The organism is Klebsiella sp. (assembly GCF_027492335.1).
Classification (GTDB): Bacteria; Pseudomonadota; Gammaproteobacteria; order Enterobacterales; family Enterobacteriaceae; genus Klebsiella; species Klebsiella huaxiensis.
This window is the reverse complement of the sequence record NZ_JAPUEW010000037.1, coordinates 1-15,914: the sequence shown is the minus strand read 5'-3', so window position 1 is coordinate 15,914 and position 15,914 is coordinate 1. Positions and strand designations below refer to the sequence as shown.

The window sequence follows — 15,914 nt, the reverse complement described above, 5'->3', positions numbered from 1 at the left end:
AGCGCGGACATCTGAATTGAGCCACAGGCGGACATTACTATTGAGCCATTACAATCACAGTGCGCATAATGTATATTATGTTAAATCACCTTCATGGTTCACTGTAGCAGCCACAGAAATCAGCATGTTGTGAATTTTGAGATACCTCCCTTTTACTTCACTTACCCTGATTGTAAGTTCAAGCGGCCGAAGGCACTGGATTCTTAACCCTTACTGCCAAAAGAAGCGGCCGATTTTATGGGGAGCGCCCCGCTCCCCGCACCAGATGTAGCCTACAACGAGATACCGGAAAACGACATAAAACCTAGCGACATTAACCCGGCGGTAATAAATACGCTGCCTAACCCGCGCAATGCTTTAGGCATATTCGCGTACTTAAGTTTTTCGCGGATCCCGGCCAGCGCTACAATCGCCAGCATCCAGCCAATACCGCATCCGGTGCCGTAGGTCAGCGACTCAAGGAAAGTGTACTCACGCTGGACCATAAAAATCGTCGCGCCAAAAATAGCGCAGTGAATGGTTAATAACGGCAAAAATGGCCCTAAAGCATGGTTTAACGCGTGGAAGTATTTATCGATAACCATCTCGAGGATCTGCACCAGCGCCGCAAGAACGCCGATAAAAGTGATGAAATCGAGAAAGCTCAGGTCAACTCCTTCGATCAGGGCATTCTCTTTTAAAAGGTAATTGTAAATGAGGTTGTTAATGGGCGTTGCTATCGCCAGCAAGGCCGTCACCGTCAATCCGAGACGAAAAGCGACATCAATTTTTTTCGAAATAGCCAGAAAGGTACACATACCAAGGAAAAAGTTGAGCGCCATATTTTCGACGAACACCGCGCGGATAAAAATATTCAGGTGAGTTTCGAACAAGACAACCTCCATGTTGTTGAGTTGTTTCTCAATAGTGCCAAATTTTCAGCCCAAACAGGAAATTAAAGCTCGGCTTTGCCGAGTTGATCACCTTTTAATTTCCTGTGTTTTGGTAGGACAGAAGTCACTCATTCTCTTTTTTGCTTAGCGAAACGAGCGTGCAAGCATCTGAATGTACTCATTAACCGGTACTGGTTTCGAGAAGTAGTATCCCTGATAGATAGCGATCCCCATATCCTTAAGCACCCCAAGCTGGCCCTTATCCTCAACACCTTCCGCAATGACCTGGCAATTAAATTTCTTCGCCAGATTGACCATATTCTTGACCACCAGCGCAGAGGCATTATTGGTCACAATGTTAAAAGTAAACACCTTATCAATTTTGATAATTTCAGGGTTAAACTGCTGAATGTAATTGTAGTTAGCGTGCCCGGTACCGAAATCATCCAGCGAAAACTGTACGCCCATTTTTCTGAGCCGCTCCGTCACTGCCGACGTTTGCAAGGTATTTTCAATCGATTCCCGCTCAGTAATTTCCAGCACAAGGCGTGCCTGTAAGTCTTTCAGTTGCTGAATAAACATCTGACATAGCGCAACAATCTCGTCGTCCTGGAAGTTTACCGAGCTGGTGTTAAAACAGATAAACAGCCCTTTTGGGATCACTGACTGCTGGCGGCGAAACTGGCGAATGACCTCAGCGAAACAAATCGCCGTGATCTCTTTGATCAATCCGGTCTGCTCTGCGACAGAAATAAACTTATCCGGCGTAATAAACCCTAATTTTGGGTGCTCCCAACGCACCAGCACTTCCCCGCCAACCACCCTTCCCGTCTCATCGCTGACGATGGGCTGAATATACGGTTTGAGCTGTTTAAGTTCGATCGCTTGTCTGAGCTGATACTCAATCGTATTGCGATAGCGCAGATAATTCCTGAATAAAAATGTGAGCAACAAGGAGGCCAGGATAATCGCGATCAACGTATGTTGCTCATAGCGAATAAACGCCCTCACTCCGGATGCCCAGGCACGATCGGCAATGACCGAGAAGTTAAACTGTTCTGACTTTAAGCTAACAGGAACTTTGATATCTGGCGTGGCGATGACTTCCCCTTTACGCGTCATCACCCGATCGCCGACCTTTAGATACAAATGCGCTTCGCCATCAAGAACGGTCAGAATATTGTATAAATAATAACCATCAACACCTACAAGAACAGTATTCCCTTTATCATCCTGTTCGCTATACACCATCAATGGATGCATCGGCGTGATTTCATTGCCGCTGAATAATTGCAGAGCACCTTGCGTATATTGAGTCCGATCGAATTGAAACTTCCGCCCCCCAAATACCGAGGTGCAGTAAATTTCATTATTCTTACCTAAATTCACTGTCCGCACATCAGGAATGGTGGCAACCAGGGTGCGCAACTCTGTCAGGACATTCTCATCACAGTTTTTCCCCATGAAAGGTTCGGCCATATTAGCGGCCTGTTCCGCATGTGAAACCGTGACATCGAGACTGGCTATCGCCTGCTGAAGCCGCGAATGGATATCCTTATCGACTTTTTTTTGCATTTGCCAGTAGCAAAGTCCCGTACCCAGACTCAGTACCGTAATCAGAAATAAGAATATCCACAGATGGCGGCGTAAAGATGAATATTTCATTGTGTTAACCCAGTTCGACTCACCATGAAAGACCGATGGTCAATTGTTTGGTCAAATTTTAACAAACCTTGTTTAAACTTGCCCTGAACCAATCAAGTTTTAATGCATATCAATGATATATCATGGCAAACAGTTGCGTGATGCGAGGCAAAATATATCGTTCTACGGCCCACGCGTCTACGCGGCGACACGTGCAGCTAAACTATTGACTTAATGTCGAATAATACGAAAATGATTCTTTTGCACGACGACCAGAAAGCTGGCAAATATGATGATCCGCTCTCGTAGCTCTCTTTTGACTAAATTGAAAATATCCGGCGTAGTGATAGCCGCCGCTCTGTTACTGGCTCACTGTACCAGTAAGCCACCTGTTTCTCTGGTCACCCCAATACCGCCCGTAGCGAAGCAGCCAACGTTGCCCAAAAGCCATGAGCCAGTGCGCGGCGTCTGGTTAACGACCGTATCACGCCTCGATTGGCCGCCGCTGGAATCCGTTAACAGTGGCATCGACGCCAGTCGCCGCATTCGCTTGCAGCAGGAAGCGCTGATCGCCAAGCTGGATAATCTGAAAAATCTCGGGATCAATACCGTGTTCTTCCAGGTGAAACCGGACGGTACCGCGCTCTGGCCATCAAAGATTTTGCCGTGGTCCGACATGCTGACCGGGAAAATTGGCCAGGATCCTGGTTACGATCCGCTGAAGTTTATGCTTGATGAAGCGCATAAGCGCGGAATGCGCGTTCATGCGTGGTTTAACCCTTATCGTGTCTCCGTCAATACCCGTCCTAAAACCGTGACCGAGCTTAACAGCACGCTTTCGCAGGTTCCCGCCAGCGTATATGTCCTGCACCCGGAATGGATCCGCACCTCCGGAGACCGCTTTGTCCTTGACCCGGGCATTCCGCAAGTGCGTGACTGGATAACCAGTATTGTGGCTGAAGTCGTTGAACGCTATCCGGTTGACGGCGTACAGTTCGATGATTATTTCTACACTGAATCGCCGGGATCGGCGCTTAACGACAACCGGACATTCCAGCAGTATGGCCAGGGTTTTGCCTCGAAGGCAGACTGGCGGCGGCACAATACCCAACTGCTGATTGAACAGGTCTCCCGCACCATCAAACAGCTTAATCCCGACGTGGAATTCGGCGTCAGTCCGGCGGGCGTCTGGCGCAATCTGTCGCATGACCCAGCGGGTTCCAACACCCGAGGCGCTGCGGCCTACGATGAGTCTTATGCCGATACCCGTCTGTGGGTTCAGAAGGGTTGGCTGGATTATATCGCCCCGCAAATTTACTGGCCCTTCGCTCGCGACGCGGCTCGCTATGATGTGCTGGCAAAGTGGTGGGCTGACGTGGTGAAGCCCACCAATACCCGTCTCTACATCGGCGTAGCGCTCTACAAAGTAGGCGAACCATCAAAAAACGAGCCCGACTGGATGGTCAGCGGCGGCGTGCCTGAACTGAAAAAGCAGCTTGATCTGAATGAATCAATGCCGCAAATTCAGGGCACGATTTTGTTCAGAGAGAACTATCTGAATCAACCACAAACCCAGCAGGCCGTTAACTACCTGAAAAGCCGTTGGGGCGGCTGATTGCTTCACCTGACAGGCTATATGTCTGATACCACAACCATCGCTGGAGGTTTTATGCTTAAGAAATCGCTCATTGCTCTGTCTCTGTTTTGCGCGCTATTGCCCGCGGCTTTTGCGGGCAATAGCGAAAGTGAACAGTTAAACAAAAAGAACGTTATTGAGTTTTATAATAAAGCGTTAAACGACAAGGATTTTGCTGCCGCGAAGCCCTACCTCGGCGATCGTTACATTCAACACAACCCGATGGCAAAAGATGGCGAAGAGGGTTTTCAGCAGTTTATCGCTTTCCTGAAGAACAAATATCCCGACTCGCACAGCGAAATTAAGCAGGCGTTTGTCGACGGGGATCACGTGATCCTGCATGTCGAGGTCACCGGGCGCGAGCCGGGCGTCACGCGTGCAATCATCGATATTTTCCGCGTCGACGAGCAGCATAAAATCATCGAACACTGGGATGTCACCCAAACCGTTCCTGAAAAGACCGCCAGCGGCAATAGCATGTTTTGACCCACCAGCCAGCGGAGCACCTCTCGTTGGACTTCTCTCTTCCCCTGGCCTTTTGATCGTATTGAGGACTTGTTTAAACAATTTATTTACTTTACTGTAAAGTAAATAAATTGATGGGGAGAAAATGATGTTCAGCGGCAAAAAATGGGCAAAGCTGTTTTTTTTCATTGGATTATCACTTTTTCCATGTTTGTTAAGCGCCTCGTTGCCGAAACCCGTTCCCAGCGAGGCGCATCTATTTGAGGCGTGCTCACCCATACAGGATCCGGCACAGGCTAAACTTTGCCGCACTCTCTTCATCTATGAATATGTGCAGAAACGGCAACACGATCTGCGCGTTCTGTTACAACAGAATATTTTCAGCATCCAGACCTACGACTATCTCTGGAGTGAATATCAGCGCACGAAGTCATGCATTGAAATCCATCGATATCTCGTTGCCAAAGCCTGCGATGTGCTGAACTGCCCGGCGGCCCCCTCTTCGCCTATTCAAGGGCAACGCCCCGACTCCAGCCTTATTGAACCGCCGCCTATTTTCGCCCTGCAAGAACCCATTAACTGATCCGAGGTGATCGCGATGCTGGCCCGCTTTTTTATCTTCCGACCCGTTTTCGCCGCCGTCATCGCCATTTGTATTATGGCCGCCGGAACCCTTGCGTTATTAACGCTTCCCGTCGAACAATACCCGGATATCGCCCCGCCGGGCGTCAATGTCACGGCAAACTATCCTGGAGCCTCCGCTGAAACCGTCGAGGACAGCGTCACGCAAGTTCTTGAACAACAGATTAAAGGCATTGATGGCCTGCTTTACTTCTCCTCCAGCAGCAGCTCAGCCGGACAGTCGCGGATCAGTCTCAGTTTTGATCAACATATCAATCCCGATATGGCGCAGGTCCAGGTGCAGAATGCCGTCAATCAGGCGATGACTCGTTTACCGCAGGAGGTTCAACAGCAAGGGATCACGGTGACAAAATCGCAGGGTGACAGCCTGATGGTGGTCGCGCTGTATGATGAAAGTCATCAGTTAACCAGTATTGATATCAGCGACTTTCTTATCAGCACTCTTCAGGAGCCACTTAGCCGGGTTGATGGCGTCGGAGAGACGACCGTTTTTGGCGCGCAGTATGCCATGCGCATCTGGTTAAATCCGCTGCAACTCACCAGTTATAACCTGATGCCTTCCGATGTACAGGCCGCCGTTGAAGCGCAGAATACCCAGGTTACCAGCGGGGAAATCGGTTCACTTCCGACGCTAAATGGGCAGTATCTGAATGCGACGGTAACGACCCAATCACTCCTTGAGCGTCCACAACAATTTGAAAACATCATTCTGCGCACCAACAGCGACGGCTCCGTGGTTTATTTGCGCAACGTTGCGCGCGTTGAGATTGGCGCTGAAAACTATCAGAACCAAACGACGCTCAACGGTTTTCCTGCCGCCGGGATCTCGATTCAACTAGCCTCCGGGGCCAACGCGCTGGAAACAGCGGAGAAAGTCCGGGCAGAGGTAGAGCGTTTAACGCCGCGCTTCCCGCAAGGCGTTATCGCCGCTTACCCGCGAGACAGCACTCCGTTTGTGACAGTCTCGATCGAAAGCGTGGTGCATATGCTGATTGAAGCGATTCTTTTTGTGGTGGCCGTGATGTATCTCTTTCTCCAGAGTTGGCGGGCGACGCTGATCCCAACGCTCACGGTTCCGGTTGTCCTGCTGGGGATCTTCGGCATTCTTAGCCTGTTGGGCTACAACATCAACACCCTGACGCTGTTTGCAATGGTTCTGGCGATCGGCTTGCTGGTTGATGATGCGATCGTAGTAGTGGAAAACGTGGAGCGCTTGATGGCGGAGGAAGAACTCACGCCACTGGAGGCGACTCTGCGCTCCATGCAGGAAATAACTGGCGCGATCATCGGTATCGCGTTAGTTCTCTCCGCCGTTTTTATTCCGATGGCATTCTTTGGCGGATCGGTGGGGATTATTTATCGCCAGTTCACCGTGACCATAGTCTCCGCAATGGTACTCTCTGCGCTGGTCGCCCTGACCCTGACGACAACGTTGTGTGCCCATCTGCTAAAGCCCGGCCACGTTAAAAAAGGGATTTTTTTCACCTGTTTCAATCGTGGCGTTGAAATAAGCCAGAACCGCTACCTTGCGGTGCTTCGGCGAATAGCCGGTCGCCCTTTTCGTTTTGCGCTGCTGGCTTTGATGCTGTCGCTATTGATGCTCTGGCAATATCAGAAGCTCGCGACAGGGTTTCTCCCCGAGGAAGATCAGGGCGCGGTGATGGTTCAGTTTACCCTCCCTTCCGGCTCGCCGATGTCGATGACCGAAGAGGTGGGTGCTGAGATTACACGCTATTTTATGACCGAGGAGGCAAACAACCTGAATGTTATCTTTATGGTGACCGGGAGAAATAACGCCGGCAGCGGGCAAAATGTGGGGATGGCTTTTGCCGAATTAAAACACTGGGATGACCGTTCCGGCGCGTTCAATAGCGCGCAGGCCATTATCTCGCGGGCAAACCAGCACTTTAATCAAACGTCCCGGATTGCTACCATCAGCATTACATCTCCGCCTACGGTTCGCGGCCTTGGGCAATCCAGCGGTTTTGAACTGTGGTTGCAGGATAGCGCGGGAAATGGCTATCGCGCCCTTACCGAAGCGCAAACTGCTCTGCTTAACGCGGCCAGAGAAAATCCTAATCTGAACGCCGTGCGAATCAACAGTCTCGAAGAAAAAGCCCAGCTACAGGTGGATGTCGATCGACAAAAAGCGCTGGCGCAAAGTCTGGATCAGGTCGATATCAACAGTACGCTCTCCACGGCCTGGGGCGGGGTTTACATCAATGACTTTATCGATCGCGGGCGCGTTAAACGTGTCTATATGCAGGGTGATGCGCAGTGGCGTTCAGAGCCAGAACACTTATCCGCCTGGTTTGTGCGCGGTAGCAGCGGCAATATGGCCTCTTTCAACAGTTTCGCCTCATCGCGTTGGACCACCGGGCCGCAGATGTTGCAGCGTTTTAACGGTTTATCCGCCGTTCAGTTTCAGGGCGGCGCGGCCCCAGGCTTCAGTTCTGGCAAGGCAATGACGGAGATAAGCGAACTGGCGAATGCTCTTGACGGCTTCGACATACAATGGAGCGGCCTCTCCTTTCAGGAACAGGCATCATCCACGCAAACGCTATGGGTGTATCTGGCGTCGCTGGCATTCGTGTTTTTATGCCTGGCTGCGCTGTATGAAAGCTGGTCTATCCCGATCGCTGTGATGCTGGTCATCCCTCTTGGTATTTTGGGGGCCGTTGGCGCATCAGGGCTGCTCGGGTTCGAAAACGACATCTACTTTCAGGTCGGCATGCTGACCACCATGGGTCTTTCGGCCAAAAATGCGATCCTTATCGTAGAGTTCGCCCTGACGCAGTTCCGAAAAGGAAAAACACTGGCTGAAGCGGCCCTGGAAGGCGCGCGATTGCGATTGCGCCCTATCGTCATGACTTCACTCGCATTTGTTGTCGGCGTTATCCCTCTGGTACTCTCTACCGGTGCAGGCGCTTCCAGCCAAAAAGAGATAGGGACTGCGGTGATCGGCGGTATGCTCACCGGGACCCTGCTGACGTTGCTTTTCGTCCCACTATTTTTCTTGCTGGTTCAGCAAGGGATCGTGCAACTGAAAAGACGCAAACCGTAAGGATTGAATCGATGGCGAATCAACGCGGGCGGCCAATGAAAGCCCGCCCCCGCATTTTACAAACTGCCCGCGAACTGTTTCTTCAGCATGGGCTTGATGTATCTCTGGACACTATCGCCGCCGAAGCGGGAACTTCGCGACCGACGCTGTACAGCCATTTCCCCGGCGGAAAAGACGCGCTGCTGCTGGAAACTTTTGAGTTTCTCAATGATAAAATGCAGCCGCCTTTGCGCCAGCTCTTACAGGAAAGCCAGCAGGATCTCCCGGCGCTGCTGCGCGGTTTCGCGAAAGTCGTACAGCAACACTTTTATACGCCGGAAAATATCCATTTTCAGCGGTTACTGATCCAGGTGCTGGTGCAGAAACCTGAGCTGTACCTCACTCTCGAACAAAGACCTTCAGGTCGCGTATTACAGGCGTTAAGCGAAATACTGACGCAAAAACGCGACCAGGGACTGCTGAATATGAGCGACCCGAACCTCCAGGCTACCGCGTTTCTCGGCGCAATTATGGGCTATCTGCTCCCGGGAGCGTTAATTGCGCAAAAAGCGGTGGAGTCAGAGAAGCTGGACCAGCTTGCGGAGTGTGCAATTAGCGTCTTTCTCTCGGCCTGGAAATACAAACCGTAAATTTTTTTTATCTAAGCGCAACTTTTCTGCCTGCTCCTGCGAATTGAATAACTGAGTTGACCTAAACCCAGATTGTCCATCCATCGCAGGAGCTGATAATGAAATCAATAAAAACCCTCGTGTCTACCCTGACCCTCGCCGCCGTCATCACGTTACCTGCATTCAGCGCCAGCGCGGCGCTGCCAGTAGGAGCTAAAGCCCCTGACTTCGAGCTGCAGGGTGCGCTGGCCGGTAAATCGCTGACATTCTCACTTAAAGACGCGTTGCAAAAAGGACCCGTGGTGCTCTACTTTTTCCCGGCGGCCTTTAGCGCAGGCTGTACCATCGAAGCGCATGATTTTGCTGAAGCCACCGATGATTTCAACAAAATGGGCGCGACGGTCGTTGGTGTTACCGCAGGCAACACCGATCAGGTGAGCGATTTCTCCAAACTAGAGTGTCGGGATAAATTCACCGTGGCAGCCGACCCAGGTGCCAAGGTCGCGGCGCAGTATCAAACGCTGATGGAGATGAAAGGCAAAACGCTTTCCGACCGTACCTCTTACGTGATTGCGCCAGATGGCAACATCTTACTGAGTTACACTGATAGAAATCCGGAAACGCATATTGAGAAAACCCTAGCTGCCGTTAAGCAGTACGACGCATCTCACCCGAAAACCCACTAAGCACAGAGGCCAGCGATGTTAACTGCCATGCTGGCCGCCTTTATTGGCGGCATCATCCTCAACTTTATGCCCTGCGTATTTCCGGTCGTCTCGCTGAAAGCGCTGGGTTTGCTGCGTCACTCAGATAATGCCGCCAGCGCACGGCGCGAGGGACTCGCATTTTTGCTCGGAGTGGTGATAACCATGATGGCGCTGGCAGGCATTCTGCTGGCGGTGCGAGCCGGTGGTACTGCGGTTGGCTGGGGTTTTCAGCTGCAATCACCGCTGGTTATCGCCCTACTGTCGTTGATTATTCTGGCCGCTGCGCTCAATTTACTTGGCGTATTTGAAGTGGGCCTGGCCGCACAGCGCGTCGGGGCGCTGAATATTAACCGAGGCGAATTTATGCGTTCCGCGCTGACTGGCGCATTGGCTATAGTCGTCGCAACGCCCTGCGCCGCCCCTTTTATGGCCAGCGCCATTGGCTACGCTTTAGTGCAGCCGCCTGCGGTGGCGCTGATGGTCTTTCTAGCCCTGGCGCTGGGTTTCGCGGCACCGTTTACTCTCATCTCGCTGTTCCCGACGCTGGCAAAAGTGTTGCCGCGTCCCGGCGTCTGGATGGATATTCTTAAGCGCGTGCTGGCGTTTCCGATGTTCGGCGCTTACGCCTGGCTGGTCTGGGTGCTAGCACAGCAGGCCGGAAGCAGCGCGCTGGCGGCATTACTTGCTGCCTCCGTCGTGCTAAGTTTTGCCGCGTGGCTGTACGGCATCGCCCAGCAGCGTCGTTTTCACGGCAAAGGTCACAAGGTACTGTTTACGGTCACCGCGATTCTGGTGGCGGCGGTTATTGTCCCGCTTCCGGGGGTCATGAAAGCCGAAGGCACGCCGCCCGCCGAGGCTCAAACTGCCGACGCGACCGCGCAGAAGTGGACGCCGCAAACCGTCGCGCAACAGCGAGGACAGGGAAAACCCATTTTCGTTAACTTTACCGCCTCCTGGTGTATCACCTGTCAGGTCAATGAAAAAACGTCGCTCTCCACCCAGGCAGTTAAAGAGGCGCTGGCAAAAACCGGGACCCTGTATATGGTGGCTGACTCCACAAAATTTAACCCCGATGTCGATGACGCGCTCAACCAGTTCGGCCAGGGCGGCCTGCCGTTATACGTGGTTTATCCGGCCGACGGTAGCCCGCCGAAGGTGCTGCCGCAGGTTCTTACCCCCGGCATTGTGGTCAACGCGCTTAATCAGGCTGCCGGTAAAAAAGCGTCATAGCACAAGGCGGATTATGCAAACAAACGATAGCGCGCGTGAAAGCTGGCCCGCGCTAATGGAACGGGCGCAGGCGGGCGACAGGCTCGCCTACACCCGGCTGTTAAAAGCGCTGGTGCCGGTGATCCGTTCGCAGATACGTAAACAAATCAGCGACGATACGCTAGTCGAGGATGTGATTCAGGATGTCCTGCTGACGGTACATCGGGTTCGCCATACCTATGATCCGGCATTTCCTTTTCTGCCCTGGCTGAAGGCGATTATCTCAGCGCGCGTGATTGATGCGCTACGGCGGCGCGGTCGTCATCAGCACTGGGAAATTAACGAAGAGACTCTGCCGGACGTTCCCTCCACGCCGCCAAGGCAAAATCAGGATACCCAGGAGGAGCTGGCGGATTATTTACGCCAGCTACCCGATCGCCAGCGTGAAATCGTCGAACACGTGCATCTGCGAGAAATGAGCCTGACGGAAGCCGCCGAGCATAACAATCTAAGCGTTGCGGCGGTGAAGTCGCTACTGCATCGGGCGCTGAAAAATCTGCGCCGTTTTGGAGCCCATCATGACCGACCATAATGTGTTGATTGAAGAACTCAGCCGCGAGATGCAGCCGATAAAGCGTCCGTGGCCAACAGACCTACGGGTCTTCGGCTGGCTGGCGGTGGCGCTGCCCTGCGCTATCGCTGTAAGTTACTTGCTACCGCGAGGGTTAACCGATTGGTCACAGCCGGGGGCCATATGGGCTGTCGCGCAGTTACTGTTGGCCTTTTTGCTCGGGACGCTGGCCATCCGCAGCGCTTTCACTATGAGTATTGCCGGGCGGCAGGCGCTAAGTTGGAAAGCATTGCTGCCCATCGGGTTGATGTGGCTCGGGTTAAGCCTGCGCAGTATTCCCGGTGACACGCCAGTGATGCACGATAACGACAGCATTAGCTGCTTTACCTTTTTGCTGGCAGTAAGTTCGCCGATGATAGTACTGATGATTGCCAGCCTGCGGCGCACCCGCGCGCTCAACCCGGTACGCAGCCTGGCGATGGCGGGATTGGGGATCGCCAGCCTGGCGGTGAGCTTGCTGGCCTTTTGTCACCCGGTACATCTGCACGCCCTGGATTTCGTGATGCACCTGGCCGCCATAGTCGCAATTATGGCGCTGACGATTCTGGTCGGTAGACGTTGGGTGAGCGTTGGCGAATGATTATTGATTTGTGCGACAAATTTCACTATGTGATCTTCATCACTCTTCAGCATTGGCCAGGGGGGTAACCTGGAAAAGTTATTTCATTGAAGAGAGAAGCTTATGAACGCAGTAAAATCACTAAAAGCAGACTGGGCGATTATTACGGTGATGATTGTTGTCGCGGTCGTGATGTATGGCTACTTAATTCCTAAGTACTGGTAATCTACGTTATACCTGTGTTGAACCGCCCATCTGTTCGGGCGGCTCACAGAATGATGCCTACTGCTGCTGGTTATTTAACGTCTTAATCAAAAACGGCACCGAATCGCGCAATGACGGGTTTACCGTACCGCTATGATCCAGTCCTTCGTAGATATGCACGTTCGCTTGCGTTCCCGCGCTTATCACCGCATCAGCAAAACGTTTTTGCATTGCCGTTGGCACATTCACATCAACGCTACCCATGCCAATAAATACCGGATGATCGATTTTCAATGTTGGATAGAGCATCGTGCCTACGCTGGCGCTGAGCAGCGAATCGATACCCGGCTTGAGAGAATTGCCGGCATTAAGCCCCGCCTTCATCACTTCATCGTTTAATGGCGTAATACACAGGTTGGTCGCCTCTTTAAGCAGCGGCAGCGCTTTCGCCTGAAAATAGTCGGCGGGATTTAGCTGCGGATTAGCATCGGCGGCTGAAAGATAGATATAGAAGATATAGGGAATTTTCGGATCGCCACCGGTCTGGACTTTGCCACCCGCAGGCGGAAGGATGTCAGCAGCGGTGGTCCCTTTTTCAAAATAAGGCGTACCGGTCAACACCGTTGCGCGAATATTTAGCTCTGGCGCATATTCAGGCTGATATCCCGCACTGGCGAATGCCGCATGCGCCCCCTGGGACTGCCCTACCAGAATAAGCTCATTCTTAAGCGGAAATTGTTTCAGCGCCGCGCGAACTCCATCCAGTACACTCCACGCTTCACCACGAGCATTAAGATAATGGTGTAAACCCGAAGAACCCAGTCCGGCATAATCCGGGGCAACCACCGCATAGCCTAACGACAGCCACGTATTCAAATACTGCTTATCGCGATCGCTACGCGGGTTTAACGAAGGCGCACAGTGATTAGCAACGCCAACGGTGCCGTGGGCCCAGACAACCACTGGCCATCCGCCTTCCGGGGTTGTGCCGAAAGGAATAAATACGGCGGCGGTATCTTCGCGCACGGTTTTGCCATCAACGCCGCTGTGGGAAGGATAATGCAGGAGATACTGTTTCGCGGCTTCGCTTAATCCGTGCTCTTCACTGAGTGGAGAAATTACATCCGCAATAACCGGTAGAGAGCTCATTGAAAGAAGCAGTAGCGCTGAGGTCGCAGTAAGAAGTTTCTTTGTGATTGAATAAGTCATGACATCCTGTTCCTGTCTTTGTGATGCACTTATTGTAGACCCTTACGCTTGAATATCAGGTCAATGAAGCTAGCACTTCTCAATCAGGTGTAGCTGAACTTTGTTACGCCCCGCTTTTTTAGCCGCATATAACGCTTTATCAACACGATTAAACAACTGGTCTATCTCTTCGCCATGCTGATGTTCCGCAACGCCAATACTGACCGTAACAGGTACCAGCAGGTCCGGCGTCTGATGTTCGCTGACGGCATAGCGAATTTTCTCCGCCATCTCCAGCGCCGTTTCCAGCGATGCATTTGGCAGGAACAGTAAAAACTCCTCACCGCCCCAACGATAAATTTTATCGTCGATGCCTCCGGCAGCGGCCAGGAGATCGGAAATCGCCAGCAGAACTTCATCACCCTTCTGGTGCCCGTGGTCATCATTGATCAGCTTGAAATGGTCAATATCCACCAGTAACAGGCAAAATCCTTCTGGTTTAAACGAAGGCGACTCCACAACGCGGTAAAATTCGCGGCGATTAAGGAGTCCAGTGAGCGAGTCGTGTGAGGCGGAGAACTCCAGTTCTTTCTTTAAATGAACTTCTTCGGTGATATCGTGAATGATGCACAGCATCAGGCGCACGTTGTATAAAATCACCGGTCCGGCATAGACCTGAACATGCCGTATCGCGCCATCGGAAAGTATGTGGGTAAAATTAAGCGGTTTATGTCCTCCGGGTAAACTTACCACGTTATGCATAATCGGCAGGACATCGCGGCCGAGGGTATTTATCTGCCAGGTATGCCGGGTCCGAATTTCTTCAGAGGAGTAGTTATAAAAACGCAGCGCCGCAATATTAGCATCAACAATTCGTCCATCTTTCTTGGGGTCGATTAATAGCATCGGTGCCGAATTAGTCATAAAAAAGCGGGCAAAGAAACCATTATTGCGCCGTTGATAAGAACGAGAGGCTGTATTAACCGATCTATTCTGTGGTAGCAGTTTTACCGCCTCAAAGAGAATTAAGGCTCCCTGCTCTTCTGAGGTAATCAAGGTCGTTTTACAGCTGATAGAGGCCAGCCCCTCAGCGGTTTCAATCGTCCATATTTCATAGACTTCCGTAATATTCTGCAAGTAGCGCAAATAGTGCTGTAGCGCGGTTTCCGGGCAGGTTGAGAAGGTTCCCTTGCGCATTTGCTCAAGGGTCAGATTACCGCTCAGCGCTTTAGATGCCTGGTTGGCAAAGATCACATTTTCATTGAAAGGATGGACGACCCAAACGGGGGTACTTAATAAGTCGAAAATAATAAGTTCTTTTAATAACATACAAACCTCCGCCCTTCCAAACCTTCCACTTCAACAACCACATCATATGAGCAGGTAATGCATTGAGCGTAAAATTAACAATAATTAATTTATTTTTGAACGTATTGCCGGAAGATTGCCAAGTATAGTCCGTTTTGCCAAACAAAAGACCGTTTGCGATAGCAGGATGGCATTTCATTTGAAACAAAATTGAGATTTTTCTTAATTTCAAGAAGATAAGCAAGAAACACGGATTTAGTAGTATCTTTTTAAGATTAAATATGCATTAAGGCAACGTCGTGTCAGCTCTCTTTTCCTGAAACCAGAGTCCCTTCTCTTTTTATCGTTCCAAATAATGATAGATTTTTATCATTAACGGATAAGGAGTGACATTTATGTCTGCGAAGAAAGTGACTATGACGGACATTGCCAGAGATGCCCGAGTCGGCATTGCGACGGTGGACAGAGTGCTTAACAAGCGTACCCCGGTCAAGGAAAGTACGGAACGCAAAGTGCTTGAATCCGCGCGCCGCTTAGGGTTTGCGCTGGAGCAATCGCACTATCGGCTGGCCGCCGGTCAGTCGGCAGTTCCTCTCAGAATGGGATTTATCCTGCTTCAGCAATCGCATTCTTTTTATTCTCAGCTGGCGCAGGCACTCGAGCTGGCGGCGATGCCCTGGCATGCCCCAAATCAGGCTCCCGTTTTTCTGCATTATGATATTAATGCTATCGACGAGATGGTCGCTGGCATCGCTCGCCTGAGCGATGAAGTTGATGTCATTGGCGTTGTGGCACTGGATAACCCGCTTATCCGCCACGCCGTCGCCCAGGCCGCCGATAAAGGCGTGCGCGTCTTTACTCTGCTCTCCGACATGGCCATCGCACAACGCAGCGGTTACATCGGCCTCGATAATCAGAAAGCAGGCCGCACTGCAGGCTGGGCGGTTGACCGACTGTGCCACAGCGAAGGGGAAATCGGCATTATCGTCGGCGATAACCGGTTTATCTGTCAGGAAAGCTGCGAAATTAGCTTCCGCTCTTACCTGCGCGAGCACGGTAAAGGCGATCGGGTGCTGGAGCCGGTACGCTGCCATGAAAGGACTGATATTGCCCATCAGGTAACGGACAAAATGTTGCAGCAATACCCTTCACTGACGGCGATTTACGCGCCCTGCGG

The 15,914-nt window shown here is 51.6% G+C and carries 15 protein-coding genes; 11 read left to right on the top strand and 4 right to left on the bottom strand.

The window, feature by feature from the left end:
- Positions 1 to 272: 272 nt before the first annotated feature.
- Complete coding sequence (gene nqrE / locus QVF11_RS10600; protein WP_227016006.1) at positions 273 to 884, bottom strand: NADH:ubiquinone reductase (Na(+)-transporting) subunit E; 612 nt, start codon at positions 882 to 884, stop codon at positions 273 to 275.
- 132 nt (positions 885 to 1,016) lie between these two features.
- Positions 1,017 to 2,537, bottom strand: coding sequence for a cyclic diguanylate phosphodiesterase (locus QVF11_RS10595; RefSeq protein WP_287856809.1), 1,521 nt, complete (start codon positions 2,535 to 2,537; stop codon positions 1,017 to 1,019).
- 271 nt (positions 2,538 to 2,808) lie between these two features.
- Between QVF11_RS10595 and QVF11_RS10590 the strand changes: the two genes are divergently transcribed.
- From QVF11_RS10590 to ykgR, 10 genes are all read left to right on the top strand, one after another.
- Positions 2,809 to 4,131, top strand: coding sequence for a glycoside hydrolase family 10 protein (locus tag QVF11_RS10590; protein WP_376767879.1), 1,323 nt, complete (start codon positions 2,809 to 2,811; stop codon positions 4,129 to 4,131).
- Between the two features lie 54 nt (positions 4,132 to 4,185).
- Positions 4,186 to 4,638 carry a nuclear transport factor 2 family protein gene (locus tag QVF11_RS10585; RefSeq protein ID WP_112214914.1) on the top strand — a complete coding sequence of 151 codons (453 nt, stop codon included), beginning with the start codon at positions 4,186 to 4,188 and terminating at the stop codon, positions 4,636 to 4,638.
- A 124-nt stretch (positions 4,639 to 4,762) separates the two neighbouring features.
- Positions 4,763 to 5,200 (top strand): hypothetical protein, encoded by a 438-nt coding sequence (locus QVF11_RS10580; protein ID WP_287856808.1) that lies wholly within the window; start codon positions 4,763 to 4,765, stop codon positions 5,198 to 5,200.
- A 15-nt stretch (positions 5,201 to 5,215) separates the two neighbouring features.
- Complete coding sequence (locus QVF11_RS10575; RefSeq protein WP_287856807.1) at positions 5,216 to 8,323, top strand: multidrug efflux RND transporter permease subunit; 3,108 nt, start codon at positions 5,216 to 5,218, stop codon at positions 8,321 to 8,323.
- 11 nt (positions 8,324 to 8,334) lie between these two features.
- Positions 8,335 to 8,952, top strand: coding sequence for a TetR/AcrR family transcriptional regulator (locus tag QVF11_RS10570; RefSeq protein ID WP_112214912.1), 618 nt, complete (start codon positions 8,335 to 8,337; stop codon positions 8,950 to 8,952).
- Positions 8,953 to 9,050: 98 nt separating this feature from the next.
- Positions 9,051 to 9,617 carry a peroxiredoxin gene (locus tag QVF11_RS10565; RefSeq protein WP_287856806.1) on the top strand — a complete coding sequence of 189 codons (567 nt, stop codon included), beginning with the start codon at positions 9,051 to 9,053 and terminating at the stop codon, positions 9,615 to 9,617.
- Positions 9,618 to 9,632: 15 nt separating this feature from the next.
- Entirely contained in the window at positions 9,633 to 10,868 is a 1,236-nt protein-coding gene (locus QVF11_RS10560) for a protein-disulfide reductase DsbD family protein (RefSeq protein ID WP_287856805.1), read from the top strand.
- A gap of 13 nt (positions 10,869 to 10,881) precedes the next feature.
- On the top strand, positions 10,882 to 11,439 hold the full coding sequence (locus QVF11_RS10555; RefSeq protein WP_112214909.1) for a sigma-70 family RNA polymerase sigma factor: 558 nt from the start codon (positions 10,882 to 10,884) through the stop codon (positions 11,437 to 11,439).
- Positions 11,426 to 12,058, top strand: coding sequence for an NrsF family protein (locus QVF11_RS10550; RefSeq protein WP_287856803.1), 633 nt, complete (start codon positions 11,426 to 11,428; stop codon positions 12,056 to 12,058). Before QVF11_RS10555 ends, QVF11_RS10550 begins: the two co-directional genes overlap by 14 nt.
- 102 nt (positions 12,059 to 12,160) lie before the next feature.
- Complete coding sequence (gene ykgR, locus QVF11_RS10545) at positions 12,161 to 12,262, top strand: small membrane protein YkgR (protein WP_275944290.1); 102 nt, start codon at positions 12,161 to 12,163, stop codon at positions 12,260 to 12,262.
- A 57-nt stretch (positions 12,263 to 12,319) separates the two neighbouring features.
- Here the strand turns inward: ykgR and QVF11_RS10540 are convergent, their stop codons facing one another.
- Both QVF11_RS10540 and QVF11_RS10535 read right to left on the bottom strand, forming a co-directional pair.
- Positions 12,320 to 13,450: an alpha/beta hydrolase gene (locus QVF11_RS10540; RefSeq protein ID WP_287856799.1), complete on the bottom strand. Its 1,131-nt coding sequence runs from the start codon at positions 13,448 to 13,450 to the stop codon at positions 12,320 to 12,322.
- Between the two features lie 69 nt (positions 13,451 to 13,519).
- Positions 13,520 to 14,758, bottom strand: a complete 1,239-nt coding sequence (locus QVF11_RS10535) for a sensor domain-containing diguanylate cyclase (RefSeq protein ID WP_287856797.1) — start codon at positions 14,756 to 14,758, stop codon at positions 13,520 to 13,522.
- Between the two features lie 374 nt (positions 14,759 to 15,132).
- Here QVF11_RS10535 and QVF11_RS10530 point away from each other — a divergent pair.
- Positions 15,133 to 15,914 (top strand): LacI family DNA-binding transcriptional regulator (locus QVF11_RS10530; protein ID WP_287856795.1); only part of this gene is annotated, 782 nt, incomplete at its 3' end.

Coding starts and splice junctions, on each gene's coding strand:
- QVF11_RS10540 (WP_287856799.1), bottom strand. CDS start 13,450: ATGACTTATTCAATCACAAAGAAACTTCTTACTGCGACCTCAGCGCTA.
- QVF11_RS10580 (WP_287856808.1), top strand. CDS start 4,763: ATGATGTTCAGCGGCAAAAAATGGGCAAAGCTGTTTTTTTTCATTGGA.
- ykgR (WP_275944290.1), top strand. CDS start 12,161: ATGAACGCAGTAAAATCACTAAAAGCAGACTGGGCGATTATTACGGTG.
- QVF11_RS10585 (WP_112214914.1), top strand. CDS start 4,186: ATGCTTAAGAAATCGCTCATTGCTCTGTCTCTGTTTTGCGCGCTATTG.
- QVF11_RS10570 (WP_112214912.1), top strand. CDS start 8,335: ATGGCGAATCAACGCGGGCGGCCAATGAAAGCCCGCCCCCGCATTTTA.
- QVF11_RS10565 (WP_287856806.1), top strand. CDS start 9,051: ATGAAATCAATAAAAACCCTCGTGTCTACCCTGACCCTCGCCGCCGTC.
- QVF11_RS10535 (WP_287856797.1), bottom strand. CDS start 14,758: ATGTTATTAAAAGAACTTATTATTTTCGACTTATTAAGTACCCCCGTT.
- QVF11_RS10555 (WP_112214909.1), top strand. CDS start 10,882: ATGCAAACAAACGATAGCGCGCGTGAAAGCTGGCCCGCGCTAATGGAA.
- QVF11_RS10575 (WP_287856807.1), top strand. CDS start 5,216: ATGCTGGCCCGCTTTTTTATCTTCCGACCCGTTTTCGCCGCCGTCATC.
- QVF11_RS10590 (WP_376767879.1), top strand. CDS start 2,809: ATGATCCGCTCTCGTAGCTCTCTTTTGACTAAATTGAAAATATCCGGC.
- QVF11_RS10560 (WP_287856805.1), top strand. CDS start 9,633: ATGTTAACTGCCATGCTGGCCGCCTTTATTGGCGGCATCATCCTCAAC.
- QVF11_RS10550 (WP_287856803.1), top strand. CDS start 11,426: ATGACCGACCATAATGTGTTGATTGAAGAACTCAGCCGCGAGATGCAG.
- QVF11_RS10595 (WP_287856809.1), bottom strand. CDS start 2,537: ATGAAATATTCATCTTTACGCCGCCATCTGTGGATATTCTTATTTCTG.
- nqrE (WP_227016006.1), bottom strand. CDS start 884: ATGGAGGTTGTCTTGTTCGAAACTCACCTGAATATTTTTATCCGCGCG.